Here is a 17870-nt window from a genome sequence, read left to right as displayed (position 1 = left end):
CGGGAAGCTCCAGAAGAAGACGAATCGTCGGCGAAGCTGCCATGATGAGACTCGGGCATGGCCTGTTCTCTCCCCCACTCTGGAGGCTTACTAGAGTAAAGCCTGTCGAACATCCTCCACTCTTACAAAAAGCCAACGAAGAATGATTTGTCTCTGGCTCTTGGCTCTCCCATAAGGGGCCGAGAGCCAGAGACCCTGATTTCCGTCTCATCTCGCCCGTGTCAGAGCGTAAGGCGGCAGGACAGAGCCATGCCTGGGCGCCTCTTCTCCACTGCTAAGCAACATTCTCGAAAACAGCGGCAATGCCCTGGCCGCCGCCAATACAGAGCGAGGCCACTCCGTATTTCAAATGGTTGCGACGCAGCTCATGCAGCAAAGTAATTGTCAAACGAGCCCCGCTAGCGGCCAGCGGATGGCCGATTGAAATGCCCCCACCGTTCACATTGGTCTTCTCGCGCGGCAGGCCCAGCTCCTTCTCCACTGCCAGGTACTGAGCAGCAAAAGCCTCATTGACCTCGATACGGTCCATGTCCTCCAAGCGCAGATCGGCCCGCTTGAGCGCCTGGCGGATCGCCGGGGCCGGGCCGATGCCCATAATCTCAGGAGGCACGCCCACTACGCTCCAAGAGACCAGGCGAGCCAGCGGCTGCAGATTATGGCGCCTCACCGCCTCCTCAGTAGCCAGGACCACACAGGCGCCCGCATCGTTAATGCCACTGGCATTGCCAGCAGTTACCACACCGCCCTCACGGAAGCGAGCGGGCAGCTTGGCTAGAGCCTCCAGTGACGTATCGCGAATGCCCTCATCCTGGCTGAATTCCACCGCATGGCCCTTGCGATCGCGTACCATCACCGGCACAATCTCCTCTGCCAGCCAACCAGCTTGCTGAGCGCGACGTGCAGCCACCTGACTGCGCAGCGCATAGGCATCGACCTCCTCGCGCGTCAACCCATAGCGCTCGGCCAGGTTCTCCGCCGTAATGGCCATCCCGCAGCCGATATATGTATCGATCAAAGCCTCCCACAAGCTATCTTCCAGCTGCGGGGCCTGACCCAGCTTAAACCCAAAGCGGGCGCCGCGAATCACATGGGGAGCCTGGGTCATATTCTCCGCTCCTCCGGCCAGCGCGATCTGCCCCTCGCCAAGCAGGAGGAGCTGAGCCGCACTCACGATGGCCTGCAAGCCCGAACCGCATAAACGATTGACCGTTAAAGCTGGCACTTCGATCGGGAGGCCGGCCTTCAAAGCGATATGACGGGCAAAATAGATAGCGTCCTTGCTTGTCTGCAGCACGTTGCCCATCACTACCTGATCAACCAGCGCCGGCTCAACCTTGCTCCGTCGCAGCGCCTCTTTGGCGGCGACCACGCCCAGATCGATAGCGCTAATCTCCGAGAGGGAGCCTTGCAAAACACCGACCGGTGTACGTGCTCCTGCAATAATGAAAATATCTTGCGGCATCGAATCACCTCATCTTTGATGGTGAAAGAAAAAGCAGCGTATATGCGCTAGCACGCGATAGCGACAAAGGCGCAGGCCGCGATCGGAGAGGAAGAGCCTGCCCTAGCGCGCGTTCTGTTGCCAGTGTACCACATTGGCAGGCAAGTGCCCAGGCAGACAGCTTCCCTGGAAGCAGGAGGCCAGACTAGTGGGGTGATTGCTCTAGCCAACGATCTGAGTGAGCCTGGCGGACGGCTTCCTCTATTTGTCTCTCCTTGCGCGGCATGCTCCTGACCCTTGTTGCGAGGGCGCGCCTGTAAAGGAGGCTGCTAGAGCCAGTTTGGCCCTTAGAAAGCCATAGAACCACATTCCGCCAGCCCGCGAAATGTGTTATAATAATCACGTACACCACTCCTCTGATGCGGTCATAATTACTGAGCAATAGCCAACTGCAGAAAGGGAGGTGCTGGGCGCCAATCTCATCCATAAATATGCATATGCCTGGTTGTGGAAGCTGTGAGTGAGGGCGCACCTGAGCGGGTGCGAGGGCAGATAGAAGGTGTTTGCGACATCTGGTGGTGGCGACCTCCTACCTGGTAGGTAGCAGGCAGAGTCGCCTGTGGAGAGTGCAGGCCCGGGCTGCGAAGCTAGCAGAGAGCTGAGCACCCGAGCCAGTAAGCGAGGCACACTGTGCCTGATCATTAACATCTCGACAGAAAGGTGGGAACGTCAATGGCCCAGATTGCAGCAGAGCGCAGCGAACCCGCTGCCGCCGCAGTTGCCAATCCCGCTCCACTTGGCCTAGCCGCATTTGCCTTGACCACATTTGTCCTTAGTGTTGTCAATGCCGGTCTTGTCTCCAGCAATGGTATCAATGATGTTCTTGGTCTGGCGTTCTTCTATGGCGGCCTGGCGCAGTTGCTAGCGGGCATGTGGGAATTCCGCAACCGCAACACCCTTGGAGCCACGGCCTTCTCGACCTACGGTGCTTTCTGGTTGGCCTTTGGCTTTACCGTCTGGCAGAAGCTGCTGGTGACTGGTCCCATTCTGGGCTGGTTCATGCTGGCCTGGGGGCTGATCACCCTGCTCTTCTTCCTGAGCGCCCTGCGCACCGATATTGCCCTGATGGCCGTTCTCTTCTTCCTCTTCCTGACCTTTGTGGTACTGGGCATTGCTGAGTTCAGCGGCAACTCGGTGATCACCAACGTTGCTGGCTGGCTTGGCATCGTGACCGCCCTGCTGGCCTGGTACCGCTCCTGGGCGGGCATTCTGGAGAGCGGTCAGGGGCCGTTCCGCCTGCCAGTTGGGCCGATGGCCTGAGCTGGCTGGCTGACTCGTTGATGATAGAGGGCTTATAAGACAAGGTTCATCTTATCCCCGCAGCAGAGAAAAGAGTGGTAGCGGCGTGACAGGCCAGCCACCTGTCACGCCCCTTTGTTTCTGGCCCAAATGAAGTACTCCCTGGCCATCTCCTCTTCTTCCCCTTATCCCTGGGCAGGCAGTGCAGTCTGTTCGTGTCCCTTTTCCCCTCTGTTGGTTTAACTCTCTGCCTGTCTTCGGAAGGGCGTGGCAGAAGAAGGCGGACTGGTCCCCCGGGCCTTGACCGGGCGAGAGAGCTACGCTATAGTGTAACGCAAACGTTTCACTCTAGAATCACTCAACTGCATTCGTCCGTGTTGCGGATTGTTTAGTGAGGCCGTATGACAACAAGCACAGAGGCACAGGAAACCGCCGAAGCGGCACCGAGAGATCTCCATGAGTATCTCAGCGCACTGGTTAGAGAAGCGGCGAGGAACTACCTGGCCCGTGAACAAATCGATTATCCTGTCGAGGAACTCCCCATCGACCTGGGCTTCTCCGCTCAGGCCAGCTTCGGGGACTACTCCGTTCCACTCATGTCATGGGCCGCGAAGAATCGCCTGGGACGGCCACCGTTGGTCATCGCCGAGGCCCTGGCCGACTATCTGCGTTCGCTGAACCTGCCGACGCTGCAGGAGGTCACGGCCACGCGCCCGGGCTATCTCAACTTTCGCCTGAACCGCCCGCTGGTGAGTCGTGACATCATGGTGCGTGTGCTAGAGGCTGGCCCTGACTTTGGGCAGAGCGAGACAGGGGTGGGCACCAAGGTAGTGGTCGAGCACACGAATATTAACAGCAACAAAGCGGCCCACGTCGGCCACCTGCGGAACTCGTGCTTAGGGGATACCCTGGTACGTATGCTGCGGACCCAGGGCTACCAGGTTGAAGCCCAGAACTACATCGACGATACCGGAGTGCAGGTGGCCGACGTCGTTGTCGGCTTCACCCTCCTCAAGGAAGGTCGGCTTCATCTCCCCGAGGGTGATGAGCCTTTGCCAGGCGAGCCGTTTGACTACTACTGCTCACGGGTCTATGTTGCTGTGGGCAAGGCTTACGACGAGCAGCCGGAGCTGCTGGAGCGGCGCCGTGCAGTGCTACGGGCTATTGAGCACGGCAGTGAGGCCGAGGCCGGTCGACCAGAGGAGGGAGCGGATTACGCGGCTCTGGCCGCCGATCTCTCCCAGCGCATTGTCCAGGCTCACCTCAAGACCATGTCCAGACTGAATATCTCCTATGACCTGCTCACCTGGGAGTCGGCCATTCTCCACAGTGGCCTCTGGAAGAAAACCTTCGAGGTTCTAAAAAATCGCGGCCTGCTGCGGCGACCTGAGAGCGGCAAGCTGGCCGGTTGTTGGATCCTGCCGTTTGGAGAAGGCGAGTCACAGGACGAGGAGAGTGAGCATACACTGGACAAAGTGCTGGTCAAGAGCGATGGAACGGCGACCTACACCGCCAAGGATATCGCGTACCAGCTCTGGAAGTTTGGCCTGACCGATGATCCGGCCTTTGATGTACACTTCACCTTTGTGCCGTGGGGGCGCCAACACGATGGGCGCCTGCTCTGGACTATGCGCACCCCGGGACTGCAGGGAGAGGCGAGCAAGGAGGGCGATCCGCTACGTTTCGGCCATGCCCAGCGCGTTATTAACGTCATCGATGTACGCCAGTCCTATGCCCAGCAGGTAGTCTACGAGAGCCTGCGCCGCCTCGGCTATGAGGAGCAAGCCAACAACTCGACGCACCTGGCCTACGAGATCGTCACCCTCTCCGCCGCGACCGCAGCGAGTCTGGGAGTGGACACCTCCGATGGGCGCGAGTTCTATCCGATGTCGGGGCGTAAGGGTATCGAAATCAAGGCCGACGACCTGATCAATGCGGCCATTGCCCGTATGAAAGAGGTCAAGCCGGACCTGCCCGACGAGACCGCGGCCATTCTGGGGGCCTCGGCGATCCGCTACTTTATGATCCGTTTTAGCCTGCAGCAGGTGATCGCCCTTGATATGGAGGAGGTGCTCCGACCAACGGGAGACACCGGCGTCTATCTCCAGTATGCCTATGCGCGCGCCAATAGCATCCTGCGCCGCCTGCAAGAGAGCGGCTACGAGGTTCCTGAGCGCCTGGAGGAGCTGCCTCCGGCCCTTGAGCAGAGCGAGTGGGACTTGTTGCGCCATATCGATGCCTATCCGCGGCGTCTGGCGGAGGCGACCAGCCATCTGGCGCCAAATCTCCTGGCCGCCTATGCCTACGATCTGGCCGCTCACTTCAGCGATTTCTATGAGCATACGCCTCCCATCGTCAAGGAGGAGGACCAGCGCATCAAAGCCTTCCGCGCCTGGCTTGTGCGCACCACAGCGCAGGTAATGAATAATGCTCTGCGCACACTTGGCTTTATTCCCCTGGAGCGTGTCTGAGCCGTAGAGTAAGCGCACATCAGGCAAGCACGAGTTAGAAAGAAGCAGGCAACAATGGCAGCGAGAAGGGCACGGCTGCGCTTTGGCCTCAAAACGGCGCAGCAGTTTGTGAGCTATGAAGAGATCCGACGGGTCTGGCAGGAGGCGGATGCCCAACCGGCCTTTGAGCATGCCTGGCTCTTCGATCATTTTATCCCGCTAGGGCCGGAGGAGCAGAGTCAAGGCCCCATGCTGGAAGGTTGGACTCTGCTGACGGCCCTGGCGACGCAGACGCAGCGACTGCGCCTTGGCCTGATGGTGGCTGGCAACACCTACCGCCATCCCGCCGTCCTGGCCAAGATGGGGGCGACGCTTGATCTGATCTCGGGGGGACGGCTCGACTTTGGCCTGGGGGCCGCCTGGTTTGAACGCGAGCACCGGGCCTATGGTCTGCCTTTCTACTCCACGGGCGAGCGTATTCGGCGCCTGGGCGAGGCCTGTGAGGTGATCAAGCGCCTCTGGACAGAGCCGCGCGTTACCTTCGAGGGCAACTACTATCGCTTGTATGAGGCGCCGTGTGAGCCGAAACCGCAGCAGAAGCCCCATCCGCCCTTTGTCATTGGCGGCAGCGGCGAGCGCTTGACGCTACGCGTTGTAGCGCGTTATGCCTCAATCTGGAACTATAACGGCAGTGACGTAGACGAATTTCGCCACAAGCAAGCCGTGCTGGATGCGCATTGTGCCGCCATCGGGCGCAATCCCCAGGAGATCGAACGCTCGATTCAGCTCCCTGTCGATCCAACCCGCCCGCTGGCGGCGCTTCGCTCGGCTGTCCGAACCTTCGTCGAGGCTGGGGCCACGCACCTGATTCTCAATCTGCGCCCTCCCTATCCACCGGACATCGTCGCGCGCCTGGCCGAGGAGGTCGTACTTCCGCTCCAAGAGGAAGCCGAAGCCGCGGAAGAACGGCGGGTCGAAACAGGAGACGAGACGGAAAGGTCAGAAGGTGGAAGGTAACTGAAGGCGCAAGTTGGCCAGCGATCGTCTCTCTATCTCTGCCATCTGCGTGGTAGTAAGAGAAGAGGCGGGAAGGTAGAGGGGTGTCAGCGACCCCTGGCTCAAGCCAGGGGCTTGCCCGCAGCCTCGTCGGCCCGGGCTTCGGGGCCACTTCGACGACAGCCCACTGCCCCGTAGGAGAGTACGAGAGTACAGCGCTGCGGCTGGGTTGACCCGCCCGCCTCCCGCCAGATGGCCAAGAGAACGCCGCAGCTGAAGGGGGGCGAGGATCGCCAGGCCGCGCTGAGCAAGCAAGCAGGCGTTGGGGGCACAATTAGCGGATCGGCTGAGCTAATGACTGTGGTCGGCGTGGGGCCTGGCGGTTGCCTCACCTGAGCGCAAGGGCTATAATGGTTACGAAAAGCGGCATTGTTGAGGTCGCAGTTTTTCTTTCATCGAGGCACAAATAGCACAGGGAAGGACGACGCGCGTGGCCCAGAAAAAGCCCATCTCCTCAGCGAGTGAGGAAACGACCAAAAAGAATATTGTGGAGCAGTTGCTCCCGCGAGCCTTTCGCAAGAGCGAGCGCCCGAAGAGCGTGCGCGAGCTAGGTCTCAGCATTCTCAAAAACCTGCCGGCCAATCTGGCGCTCATGCAGGCTTTCATGCGAGCAGTCAATTGGAAGCAGGCTCATGAGGAAGTGATGGCCGGCCTCAGCAACACAGTAGTCATTGTCGGGAGGCCCAATTCTGGCAAGAGCACCCTCTTCAACAAGATCATGGGGAAGAACATTTCCCTGGTATCTCCCGAGGCCGGTACCACCCGCGCGCTGGTGCCTGCCGAGTTTGGTCCGTTCACCCTCATCGATACTCCCGGCCATCTTCCCGAGATCACCAGGGGGGCGCTGGAGCAGGCCAGCGTGATTGTGCTCTTGCTGGATGGCGTACGAGGGCTTCAAGCGGAGGACCGTGAACTGTACAACGAAGTGAAGGCCTTGAACAAGCCCACGGTCATCGCCGTGAACAAGATTGACGCCTTGCCGTCTGGATTAGATGGCGATCGCCTGGCGACCGAGATCGCCGTACGCCTGGGTGTAGCTGGGGTTATTCCGATCTCGGCCCAGAACGGCCAAAATATTGCTGAAGAGCTGATTCCAGCCATCATCGAAGCCAGTCCCGAGGCCGCCCTGGTTATTGGGCGAGAGCTACCGGCTTTTCGACGCAGTGCGGCTCAGCGCATTATTCGCAACGCCACGCTCCTCAGCCTGGCCGCTGGCCTGGAGCCGGTGCCTTTCATTGATATTCCCATTATCCTGGGAACGCAGGTGCGTCTGGTACTACGCCTGGCTGCTCTCTATGGAGAACCCATCTCCTCCAGCGAAGCGATGCGTCATGCGCGCGAGCTGATTCTGACAATGGTAGGAGGGGCGGGTCTGCGCTATCTGGCGGAGCAGGTAGCCAAAGCCGTGCCTGTTGGGGGGGACCTGGTAGCTGGCGCTATTGCGGCTGCTGGAACATGGGCCATCGGTCAGGTAGCGCTGGAGTACTATGACAGCGGCAAGCAGCTCACGCCCCGGCGTCTCCAGCAGCTCTACCGTTGGTTCTATCGGCGCTTCCGTCAGGAGAGGACTATTGAGGAGCTGCAGCGCTCTGCCCGTGAAGAAAGAGATGAGCGGCTTTTGCCGGGAGGGATAGAGCCAGCACCCTCCGGGGCGGGACCAGAGCCAGGTTGGATCGAGTAGAGTAGGAGGGAGAGAACGCTCTGCCCGCTCTCGGTCGGCCACGCTTATCTCACAGTAAGGGGGCAGCAGTTATAGCATTCTGCTGGCTGGTCTAACCAGGAGCCTGCAACCACAGGGTCCCTGGCCTGGTATGAGACTACACCGAGAAGAAAGAAGATCATGTCGTTCCCCTATGAGCGTTATCGGACACTGCTGGATAGCTTTCTGCTCTACTATCCGCGGGGGTATGAGCAGCAAGCGCAGCATCTCCTGCTGAAACTCAATCAGGCAGCGGAAGAGCTAGGCCGTTTGCTCAAGCTGCCGCTGCCGGAGCTGGAGATCATCCTGGTCGCGCCGGCTGACTGGGAGAAGGTGCCTCATGATGAGGATCTGGGGAAAGCGCAGACCCGGCTGCCCTATTTTACCAATGCGACTGAGCCGCCCTCGTTGGTTGTGCCGGCGGAGCTTGACCCCATCATTGGCGAGCCGACAGCCGAGAAGCTGACCTTCCTCCTGTACCACGAGCTGGCCTATGCTTTTTTGGAGCAGGACCCGCGTCCCTGGCCGGAGGACTATCCGCTCTGGGCTGATGAATGGCAACTGCAGTTTGCGGCCCTCTGGCTCTCCCATCGCCTCGATGGCCAGCACGACGTGGTGAATCGTGATCTGCATGAGCTGTATGCAGAGATCTTCCTGGCGGAGGAAGATGGGAAGACGCCAGTCACCATTCGCAGTTTCAGCTGGGATGAGGAGACCTCGGCTGAGGATTATCTGTGCTTTGATCTGCTGCTAGAGCGCTTTGCCCTCGACCTCCTGAAGCGCGCCGGCCCCGAGGTCTTGCCGCGCTTTCTGCGCGAGTATCGGAAGGAGCAGCGCGCTTTACTCAGCGATGAGGTCACTGCCATGTTGGGGGCCGCTATTGGCTCGGATGGAGTGGCCTGGCTGGAGAGCTTGCCCTACTTTTAGTTTGGTGGGTGAGCGAGCCGGCCCGTCGCGCAACTCTCCTGTCGACCTGTCGGCGCGGCCTTCTTTCTGAGACTGTCGACTTCGCCGTCGCTCCCGTAGTTTTGGCTGTGTGTACTCATCGATCGTTATCATTGGCTGCACTGATGTGAGGATACTTCATGTTTCAGCGCGTAGCAATTGTCGGATTAGGATTGATTGGCGGCTCGATCGGGCTGGCCCTCCATCGGGCCAAGGCAGCTCAAGAGGTGACCGGTTATGACCTGGGGCGTGGGGTTTGTGAGCAAGCCCGCAAGGTGGGAGCTATTGATCAAGCCTATGACTCGCTGGCCGATGCCGTGCGCGGCGCCGAGCTGGTGGTGCTGGCGACTCCCGTGGGGGCGATGCGGGCCCTCCTGCAACAGTTGGCCAGCTGTGTGACTCCCGGAACCGTCATTACTGATGTGGCGAGCACGAAGGCCCAGGTCATTAGCTGGGCAGAGGAGTTCTTGCCAGAGAATGTCTCGTTCGTTGGTGGTCACCCCATGACTGGTAAAGAGGTCAGCGGAGTCGCGGCTGCCGATGCCGGCCTCTTCCAGGGACGTATCTATTGTCTAACGCCAACGGCACGGACCCGCCCGAGCGCTGTCAACAAGGTCGCCAGCTTCGTGGAAGCCTTGGGGGCCCGCATCCGTTTCCTTGAGCCGGCAGAGCACGATGGCCAGGTAGCCTATGTCAGCCATCTGCCTTTTGTGGCCGCCATTGCTCTCATGACCACCGCCGCCGAGGCTCCATCCTGGGGCGATGCCGCCCTGCTAGCTTCCAGCGGCTTCCGCGACATGACGCGCCTGGCTGCCGGTAGCCCCGAGATGTATCGCGATATCTGTCTGACCAATAGTGAGGCCCTGGTGCGCAGTCTCAATGAGTATCTGCTGACACTCGCGCGGCTGCGCGATCGCATCGCGGCTCACGATCCGCATTTGAATGAGATCTTTGCCCGTGCCCAGGAGCTGCGTCTGCAATGGCAGGCCGCCTTTGGCTCTACGGGCCCAGCCGGGCCACGACGTCGCGAGCCTGGCCACAATGGATCGTCGAGTAGCTAGGTGCTCGCTCTGCTTCTCTGCCACATGGAGCGCAGCCCTCGCCTTGACAAAGCGACAAAGATATGTTACTCTCTTTATAAGAGCTGAGGAGCAGCGCCAGCAACAGCCTGCTCCTCAGACAAAGCGCTTGCCAAAGTTGGCAAACAGCGTTTTCTTTTTTGTGGGAAGATTGTCAACAATCTTGTAGACATAATTGTTAAACAGGGGAGAGCTGGCTTGCAGGGCGAAGCGGAGTTAGCTTTGTGCTCGGCGCATGTGAGTGACGCTTGATTATAGCCTCTGCTATTGTTGACAATTTTGTAGACAAGATTGGTGGCAAAGCTCTGCCGGGCGAAGGGGCCTGGCGCGCACGCTGCACAGCGCAGTCATCGGGAGTCGTGACCCGCTACAAAGGAGGTTCCTGAGCCATGTCTGAAGCGCTCTGCTTTGACATTGCTCACCTGGGGCATGTTGAGCTATTGACCCCCAGCTTTGACGAGAGCCTCTGGTTTTTCGTCGAGGTTCTGGGCATGGAAGAAGTTGCCCGGCTGGGACGCTCGGCCTATCTCCGCTGCTGGGGCGATTATGAGCAGTATTCTCTCAAGCTAACCGCGCATGAGCATGCCGGAATTGGTCATACAGCGCTGCGGGCAATGAGTCCAGAGGCTCTGGAGCGACGGGTGGCGGCACTAGAGCAAGGAGGTATTCGAGGGACGTGGATCGAAGGGGACCTCGGTCATGGCCGGGCTTATCAGTTCCGTGGCCCCGACGGTCATCTGCTGGAGCTCTATTATGAGACCGAATACTATCAGCCTCCTGTCCATCTACGCCCTGCTCTAAAGAACCAGCCCCAGAAGTTGACCGGGCGAGGGGTTGGGGTCAAGATGCTCGATCATGTCAACTTTCTCTCTTCGTACGCCGAAGCTGACGGCGAGTTTGTTGAGCGCTATCTTGGCCTGCGCCTGACTGAGCAGATCCTCCTCAACAATGGCCGGCGCCCGGGACTGTGGTACCGGGCCACCAACAAATCCTATGACCTGGTCTACACCCAGGATGCCACTGGTGCCAGGGGGCGCCTCCATCATATCGCCTTTCATGTCGAATCCAATGAGCTGATTTGGCGGGCTGCCAACCTCTTTGTCGATCATGGCGTCTTCATCGAATTCGCGCCCAGCAAGCACGCCATTAACCAGACCTACTTTGTCTATGTCTATGAGCCGGGCAAGAACCGGATCGAGGTCTGCTCTGGCGGCTACCTGGTCCTGGCTCCCGACTGGAAGCCCATTACCTGGACGGAGGAGGAGCGTGCGCGCGGTCAAGCCTGGGGGAACAAGACTGTGGAAACCTTCCATACCTATGGTACACCGGTGGTTTGAGGAAGATGGGAACTCAGCTATTGAATGAGCAGACCTGCTATGAGCGCCTTCGCAACTGGATCATTGACGGCACGTTGCAGCCCAATGAGCGTCTGATCGAGCTTGAGCTGGCGGCGCGCCTGGGAACCGGGCGGGCGACTATTCGCACTGTGTTGGCCCGCCTCGAACAGGAAGGGCTGGTAGTGCGCGAGCCGAATCGTGGCGCGCGTGTGCGTTTCGTCTCGCATGAGGAGGCACTGGAGATCTTAGAGGCGCGCACCGCCATAGAATCGCTGCTAGCCCGCTTCGCTGCCATGCGGGCCAGGCCCGAGGATATTGCCCAGATGCGTGACCTACTAGCGCAGATGCGCGCCTGTATTGAGCAAGGCGACCTCGTCTCCTACTCTGCTCTGAATACGGCTTTGCATCGGGTGATCGCCGAGGCTGCCCGTCACCGTACAGCGGCCAGGTTACTAGAGACACTCGGCTCGCAGAGTGTGCGCTATCAGTATCGCACCATTCTGGCGCCCGGTCGTCCAGCTACCTCGTTAACCGAGCATAATGCAGTGGTTGAGGCTATTGCTGCCCATGATCCTGATGCTGCCGAGCAGGCCATGCGCGCCCACCTTTCAGGTGTCTGTGAAACCCTGCGGCGCCTGAGACAGGGTCATTGATGGGTCCAGAGAACAGAAGCCTGGGCTTACTCGCAGGCGCATGTCGATGAGGGAGGAGATCATCCGCTGCTTCCGCCAAGTCGCATGAGCTGGTGAGCGGCCCGATCTACTTGAGAGCGAAGATAGGGAAGCCTCCACACATCACAAATCAAAGCGTAGAGGAGAGTGAGCTGGTTGATTGACAGAGAGCGTGAGGATCTCGTCCGCTTACTGGCTGGCGCTATTGACATGCACCTGCATATTGAGCCGGACCTGATTGAACGCAGCACAGATGATCTATCGCTGGCTCGTGAATTCGTTGCCCTCGGCTGGCGCGGCTTTGTCCTGAAATCGCACTACTTTCCCACCGCCGAGCGTGCCAGAGTGGTCTCTGCGGCTGTTCCAGGGGCCCAGGTCTTTGGGGCGGTGGCTCTCAACCACGCCGTGGGTGGCTTCAATCCGGTGGCTGTCGATATCGCTGGCCGGGCTGGCGCGCGCATTGTCTGGCTGCCTACCGTCGACGCAGCCAATGAGTCGCCAGAGAGGCAAGCGGCCCGTGGTGAGAGGCACCAGCCATTTTGGGCCCGCATTCAGCAGGAGATCCGGGCCAAGGGCTGTGCTCCAGAGCCACTTAGTGTCTTCGATGAGCATGGTCGGCTGCGCCCCGAAGTATGGTCCTGCCTTGCTCGTGTCGCCGAGTACGACATGGTGCTGGCCACAGGGCATCTAGCGCGAGATGAAATCTTTGCGGTAGTGGCTGCAGCGCGGGAGAGCGGTGTTAATCGCATAGTGGTTACTCATGCTCTCTTCCCCTCGCAGGCGCTCTCCATTGAGGAGCAGCGGCGGCTGGCGGACATGGGAGCCTATATCGAAGGCTGCTATACCACCTTCTACACCAACAAATGCCCGTGGGAAAAACTCTTCGCAGCTATTCGTGCTGTTGGACCAGAGAGAACTGTACTATCATCCGATCTTGGCCAGCGCTCGAACCCATCGATCGTCTCCGGTCTTCTCGATTTTGCCGCTCGTTTGCTCGCAGCTGGCTTCACGCGTCGTGAAGTTCAACGCATGCTGGTAGAGAATCCGGCCCGGCTGCTGGCAGACGAATAAACCTGGCCGGCGCCGGCCAGGTAAGACCAGGCGAGAGATTGGGCGAAAGCCATACGGTTAAGCCAGGCGAGGCTGAGCAATAGTGAGGCTTTAGCAAATCCTTTGGTTGAATGAGGAGAGAGCGTCTATGACTAAGGCTGCAGATACGGGTACCTTGATGGTCGTGAGCGCCCATGCTGCCGACTTTGTCTGGCGTGCTGGGGGAGCCATTGCCCTCTATGCGCAGCGTGGTTGGCGCACGCGAGTGCTCTGCCTTTCCTTTGGGGAGCGAGGCGAATCGGCGCGCCTGTGGCAGGAAGGCAAGACACTAGAGGAGATCAAGGCGATCCGCCGGGCTGAGGCTGAGCGGGCCGCGGCGATTCTCGGGGCAGAAGTACGTTTCCTAGACGCTGGCGATTATCCACTTGACGTGACCCCCGAGCTGCGTGATGCCCTGGTTCAGGAGTTTCGCCAGTATCGACCAGACATCATCTTGACCCATTCTCTGCAAGACCCCTACAACATGGACCATCCGCGCACGACTCAGCTGGTGCTGGAGAGCCGTATTCTGGCGCAGGCACATGGCTATCCCTCCTCCTATCCTGTCATTGGGGCGCCGTCGGTCTTTCTCTACGAGCCGCATCAGCCAGAGCAGTGCAGCTTTCGCATCGATCTTCTGCTCGACATCACGCCGGTCTTTGACAAGAAGCGCCAAGCTATGGAGTGCATGGAGGCGCAAGAGCATCTCTGGGCTTATTACACCGATGTGGCCAAGCGGCGTGGCGTGCAGGCGGGGCGCAACTCCGGCCAGCGCGTGGTCTACGCGGAGGCCTATCAGCGTGTCTACCCCACCGTTGGAGGTGAGTTCCTATGAGGCGTCCCGTCGTCGTCACAGAGGTGCCGCGACCCGAAGCGGCTCTGGTCGAACAGCTAGCAGCCTATGGCGTGGCGACCGTTCACGAAGCTCTTGGTAAAGAAGGCTTATTACAGCCGTATTTGCGTCCCATCTATCCCGAAGCACATGTGGTAGGGAGCGCCGTGACCGTCCTCTGTCCTCCTGGCGATAACCTCATGGTGCATGCAGCCATCGAGGTTTGTCAGCCTGGCGACGTGCTGGTCGTGGCGACAGAAGCTCCCTCGATGGATGGCATGTTTGGCGAACTGCTGGCCACCTCTGCGCGGGCGCATGGGGTGGTTGGCCTTGTCATTGATGCTGGAGTGCGCGATGTGGCGACGCTGAGCGCCATGCGCTTCCCGGTCTGGTCGCGAGCCATCTCGGCGCGAGGCACTGTCAAAGAAACGGCGGGAGCAGTCAATATACCGATCGTCTGCGGAGGTGCCCTGATCAGGCCAGGCGATGTCATCCTGGGCGACGCCGATGGAGTTGTTTGTGTTCCTCGCCAGGCTCTGGCGCAAACCATTGCCCAGGCAGCCGCCCGTACCGCTAAAGAAAATGCCACCCGTGAACGTCTGGCCGCTGGTGAGTTAGGTCTGGATCTCTACGGCCTGCGCAGTAAGCTCAAGGCTCTAGGCGTCGAGTACGTGCGCTATGACGAGTGGGAGGAATGAACCATGCGTCTCGGCTTCATTGGCTTTGGTGAGGCTGCCTCGGCGATTGCCGCCGGACTGGCGGAGGAAGGGCTACGTGATCTGTACGCCTACGATGTTGTCTGCACTCCGGCCCTCACTGAGCGGGCAGCCCGCTGCGGCGTCCACCTGGTGGCCAGCCTGGCTGAGCTTGCTACCCAGGCTGACCTCGTGCTCTCGCTGGTCACAGCGAGTGGAGCCTTGACGGTAGCGCGTGAGATTGCCCCACACCTGCAAGCTGGGACTCTCTATGCTGATCTCAACTCATGTGCGCCGCAGGTCAAGGCCGAGATTGGCCAGGTGATCACCCAGCTGGCTCCGGGGGTCAGTTATGCGAGTGTCGCTGTCATGTCTGCCGTACCTCCACTGCGGCACCGCGTTCCTCTTGTGGCTGATGGACCAGGGGCCAGGCGCCTGCGCGAGGCTCTGGCTCCCTATGGCATGAACATCGAAGTCCTGGAAGGACCGCTGGGTGCAGCGGCCACTCTCAAGATGTGTCGCAGTGTGGTGCTCAAAGGCATGGAGGCCCTCTTTCTAGAAGCCTTGCTGGCAGCTGAGAAGGCGGGCCTGACCGAGCAGGTGCTGACCTCGCTCAATGCCTCTTTCCCCGACAAGCCTCTGGGGGAACTCGGGGCTTATTTGCTTGAGCGACATCGACTCCACGCCCAGCGCCGGGCCGACGAGATGCAGGAGGCGGCGGCAACCCTGGCCAGCCTCGCGATTGAGCCCCTCGTTTCTGCCGGGGCTGCCCGGCGCTTGCGCTGGTCAGCGGAGCGGCTAACCAGTCTGGCGAAGGTGTCCGGGACCGAGCCTGAGATGAGCAGTGAGGACCTCCAGGCTGGGAGTTATCGCACCCTCTTACGTTGGCTTAGTGATGCTCGAAAATGAAGAGGAGGCGTAAGCATAGCAAAAATACAGTATTCATAAAAGCGATGGTTAGATGATTTTCTCTCTAGGAAGAGAGAAAAGTAGCAGGGAGAGCTACAGAGTGCTGACACTCAGGAGAAGCCAGCCGGGGGAGTGAAATCACTTCCCGTGTCATAGCGGGCTGGCCGGCCTTTCTCAGCGCTGAGGGAAGCGCAACGGCAGATCGGGCAAACGAACCGATGCTTAGCTTGGAGTGCTAAGCGTCTCTCGATGGAGTCCAGCGAGCCAGGGTCGAGGCCTCCGTTGCTGGAGACGTCCAGATCAAAAGGGCAGGCTGCGAGCCCGGCCAGGCAGCGTGCCAGAGTATTCTTCATCGGGTCAAGTGAACAAGCGAACGAGTAGACAAGAAAAAGGAGTTTGCAGCTATGGCTTCGCCGCAGAAGAGGTCCTTTTTCCGCTACGAGAACGGTGTCGTTCTCATGATGTTCTTCACCTTTGGCTTCGTCTTCATGGAGCGACTCAGCATTGTCTATCTCTTCCCTTTCATCGCCCCTGACCTGAAGCTCGACAATGCTGAGATTGGCATAATTGCCTCGGTGCTTGCAGTGTGCTGGGCGGTCTCCGGGTTCATCTTTGGCTCGATCTCTGATCTCGTTGGCTCGCGGAAGAAGGTCTTACTGCCCATCACCCTTGCCTTTTCGCTCTTCTCCTTCCTCTCCGGGCTGGCCCGCAGCTTTTGGCAAATGATCCTTGTGCGCGGCCTCATGGGAGTTGCTGAGGGGCCGGTACTGCCATTGGCGCAGGCGAGTGTCATCGCGGCCTCCACGCCCGAGCGTCGTGGTTTCAACCTTGGTTTTGTCCAAAGCTCGTTAGGGCTAATTGGCTCATTCCTGACGCCTATCATCGTCACCCAGATCGCTGTGCATTACTCGTGGCATGAAGCCTTTTATCTGGTAGGTGTGCCTGGCCTGGTAATGTTCTTTGTCCTGCTCAAATGGATGCGTGAGCCTGGCCGGGGAACTGCCCAGGAGGCTGAGGCGATTGAGCACACCAAGGTGCGCCTGGCGGACATCGGAGCGGTCTTTCGCCATCGCAACATGTGGTTCTGTGTGCTCATTGCTATCTTCTCAATGACCTGGCTTTTTGCCTTTACCACCTTCGCCCCGACCTTCCTGACAGAGGTGAGCCACTATTCACCTGATGAGATGGGCCTGATTATGTCCGCGGTAGGTTTAGGGACCTTTGTGTGGGGCTTTGTCGGGCCGGCCATCTCTGACCGTCTGGGTCGCAAGCCTACCTTGATCCTCTTCGCCTTCGTCGCTTGTCTGTCGCCGATCTGCCTGGCCTTGTTGCGCGCCCCCGTGGGGGTCATGATGGTGGTCGCTTTCCTGACGACGGTTGGTCAGGCTGTCTTCCCGCTCTTCCTGGTGATCATCCCTGGCGAGTCCCTGCCGTATCGACTAGTGGCCAGCGCGGTCGGCCTGACCCAGTTCATTGGGGAGCTGGTAGGTGGTACTTTTGCCCCCTGGCTGGGCGGCGTGGCCGCCGATCACTGGGGGCTGGTGGCTCCAATGTGGATTGCCGCCGCAGGCATGCTGGTCAGCGCACTCCTGGCTTTTGGTCTCAAGGAGACTGCTCCCGCCAAGGTCGGACAGAGGGCGCTTGAGGCCCAGGAAATCGTACCTACTGTCTGACTCCATTGCCCTGACCCGTTCCCCTCTCCTAGAAGCGAGCCCCTTCCTGGGACTCGCTTCTCTTTTTGAGAAATTTCTGGCAAATTGGCCAATACCCCCTTGACAACAGATCCGGGCTGTGAGATAATCTCACTCGCCTCGCAGAGAGAAACAAAAAGACAGCGAGGCCACTCAGCGAAAGCCGGTCACCCCGCTCATCGCTGGTGGGCTGCCAGATCCAACATCGGCAGCCAGTGCCAGTCACCTTCTGCTCCCAGGTGCTCCACGTGGTGGGGGTTTCTGCCCTCAGCGAGGTAGCATCGAGAAAGATGGCGAGCGTAGGGAGACAACAACGGCCTGAGTGAGGCCAGGTTAGTGTACCTTGACAATTGAAGAGTGGAAAACAGCAGAGGCGGATGTGCTGTGTTCGCTACTGACGGATTGTGGTGAGAGCGATGCTCTTCTGAAGAGGTTCGCAGGCAACCCAAGTAGATCCGTCAGGCGAGGCGGCGCAGATGGCCCTGACGTCCAGAAGAACGTAATGGCGGATGGTTTGCTCAGCGGAGGCTGGGGAGCCAGCCGCTGAAGATAGAAGCTCGACATCGTATGTTCAGTTAAGAACTGGATGGCGAGTTTGATCCTGGCTCAGGACGAACGCTGGCGGCGTGCCTAACACATGCAAGTCGAACGCCCTCTCCGCGAGGGGAGGGAGTGGC

The 17870-nt window shown here is 59.6% G+C and carries 14 protein-coding genes and 1 rRNA gene; 14 read left to right on the top strand and 1 reads right to left on the bottom strand.

Annotated features, from left to right (window positions below; all coding sequences use genetic code 11):
- Positions 1 to 274 precede the first annotated feature (274 nt).
- Complete coding sequence (locus IRZ31_RS12735; RefSeq protein ID WP_297154225.1) at positions 275 to 1462, bottom strand: acetyl-CoA C-acetyltransferase; 1188 nt, start codon at positions 1460 to 1462, stop codon at positions 275 to 277.
- 711 nt (positions 1463 to 2173) lie between these two features.
- Here IRZ31_RS12735 and IRZ31_RS12730 point away from each other — a divergent pair.
- The 14 genes from IRZ31_RS12730 to IRZ31_RS12665 all read left to right on the top strand — a co-directional run.
- Complete coding sequence (locus tag IRZ31_RS12730) at positions 2174 to 2761, top strand: acetate uptake transporter family protein (RefSeq protein WP_112427099.1); 588 nt, start codon at positions 2174 to 2176, stop codon at positions 2759 to 2761.
- Between the two features lie 380 nt (positions 2762 to 3141).
- Entirely contained in the window at positions 3142 to 5211 is a 2070-nt protein-coding gene (gene argS, locus IRZ31_RS12725; protein WP_297154222.1) for an arginine--tRNA ligase, read from the top strand.
- Positions 5212 to 5265: 54 nt separating this feature from the next.
- Positions 5266 to 6207 carry a TIGR03560 family F420-dependent LLM class oxidoreductase gene (locus IRZ31_RS12720; RefSeq protein WP_297154220.1) on the top strand — a complete coding sequence of 314 codons (942 nt, stop codon included), beginning with the start codon at positions 5266 to 5268 and terminating at the stop codon, positions 6205 to 6207.
- Positions 6208 to 6676: 469 nt separating this feature from the next.
- Complete coding sequence (locus IRZ31_RS12715; RefSeq protein ID WP_297154218.1) at positions 6677 to 7927, top strand: GTPase; 1251 nt, start codon at positions 6677 to 6679, stop codon at positions 7925 to 7927.
- Positions 7928 to 8086: 159 nt separating this feature from the next.
- On the top strand, positions 8087 to 8872 hold the full coding sequence (locus IRZ31_RS12710) for a hypothetical protein (RefSeq protein WP_297154216.1): 786 nt from the start codon (positions 8087 to 8089) through the stop codon (positions 8870 to 8872).
- A 158-nt stretch (positions 8873 to 9030) separates the two neighbouring features.
- Positions 9031 to 9951 (top strand): prephenate dehydrogenase, encoded by a 921-nt coding sequence (locus IRZ31_RS12705; RefSeq protein WP_297154214.1) that lies wholly within the window; start codon positions 9031 to 9033, stop codon positions 9949 to 9951.
- A 407-nt stretch (positions 9952 to 10358) separates the two neighbouring features.
- Positions 10359 to 11306: a VOC family protein gene (locus IRZ31_RS12700; protein ID WP_297154212.1), complete on the top strand. Its 948-nt coding sequence runs from the start codon at positions 10359 to 10361 to the stop codon at positions 11304 to 11306.
- Positions 11307 to 11311: 5 nt separating this feature from the next.
- Positions 11312 to 11959 (top strand): GntR family transcriptional regulator, encoded by a 648-nt coding sequence (locus IRZ31_RS12695; RefSeq protein WP_297154210.1) that lies wholly within the window; start codon positions 11312 to 11314, stop codon positions 11957 to 11959.
- A 174-nt stretch (positions 11960 to 12133) separates the two neighbouring features.
- Positions 12134 to 13048 (top strand): DUF6282 family protein, encoded by a 915-nt coding sequence (locus IRZ31_RS12690; RefSeq protein ID WP_297154208.1) that lies wholly within the window; start codon positions 12134 to 12136, stop codon positions 13046 to 13048.
- Positions 13049 to 13175: 127 nt separating this feature from the next.
- Entirely contained in the window at positions 13176 to 13901 is a 726-nt protein-coding gene (locus IRZ31_RS12685) for a PIG-L deacetylase family protein (RefSeq protein WP_297154206.1), read from the top strand.
- Entirely contained in the window at positions 13898 to 14596 is a 699-nt protein-coding gene (locus IRZ31_RS12680; RefSeq protein WP_297154204.1) for a 4-carboxy-4-hydroxy-2-oxoadipate aldolase/oxaloacetate decarboxylase, read from the top strand. The genes IRZ31_RS12685 and IRZ31_RS12680 overlap by 4 nt, the downstream gene beginning before the upstream one ends.
- 3 nt (positions 14597 to 14599) lie before the next feature.
- Positions 14600 to 15502: a DUF1932 domain-containing protein gene (locus IRZ31_RS12675; protein ID WP_297154202.1), complete on the top strand. Its 903-nt coding sequence runs from the start codon at positions 14600 to 14602 to the stop codon at positions 15500 to 15502.
- A 404-nt stretch (positions 15503 to 15906) separates the two neighbouring features.
- Entirely contained in the window at positions 15907 to 17175 is a 1269-nt protein-coding gene (locus IRZ31_RS12670) for an MFS transporter (protein ID WP_297154199.1), read from the top strand.
- 601 nt (positions 17176 to 17776) lie between these two features.
- Positions 17777 to 17870 (top strand): 16S ribosomal RNA (locus tag IRZ31_RS12665); the annotation flags it as partial.

The organism is Thermogemmatispora sp. (assembly GCF_019683635.1).
GTDB lineage: Bacteria > Chloroflexota > Ktedonobacteria > Ktedonobacterales > Ktedonobacteraceae > Thermogemmatispora.
This window is presented reverse-complemented; position numbering and strand designations above follow the sequence as displayed.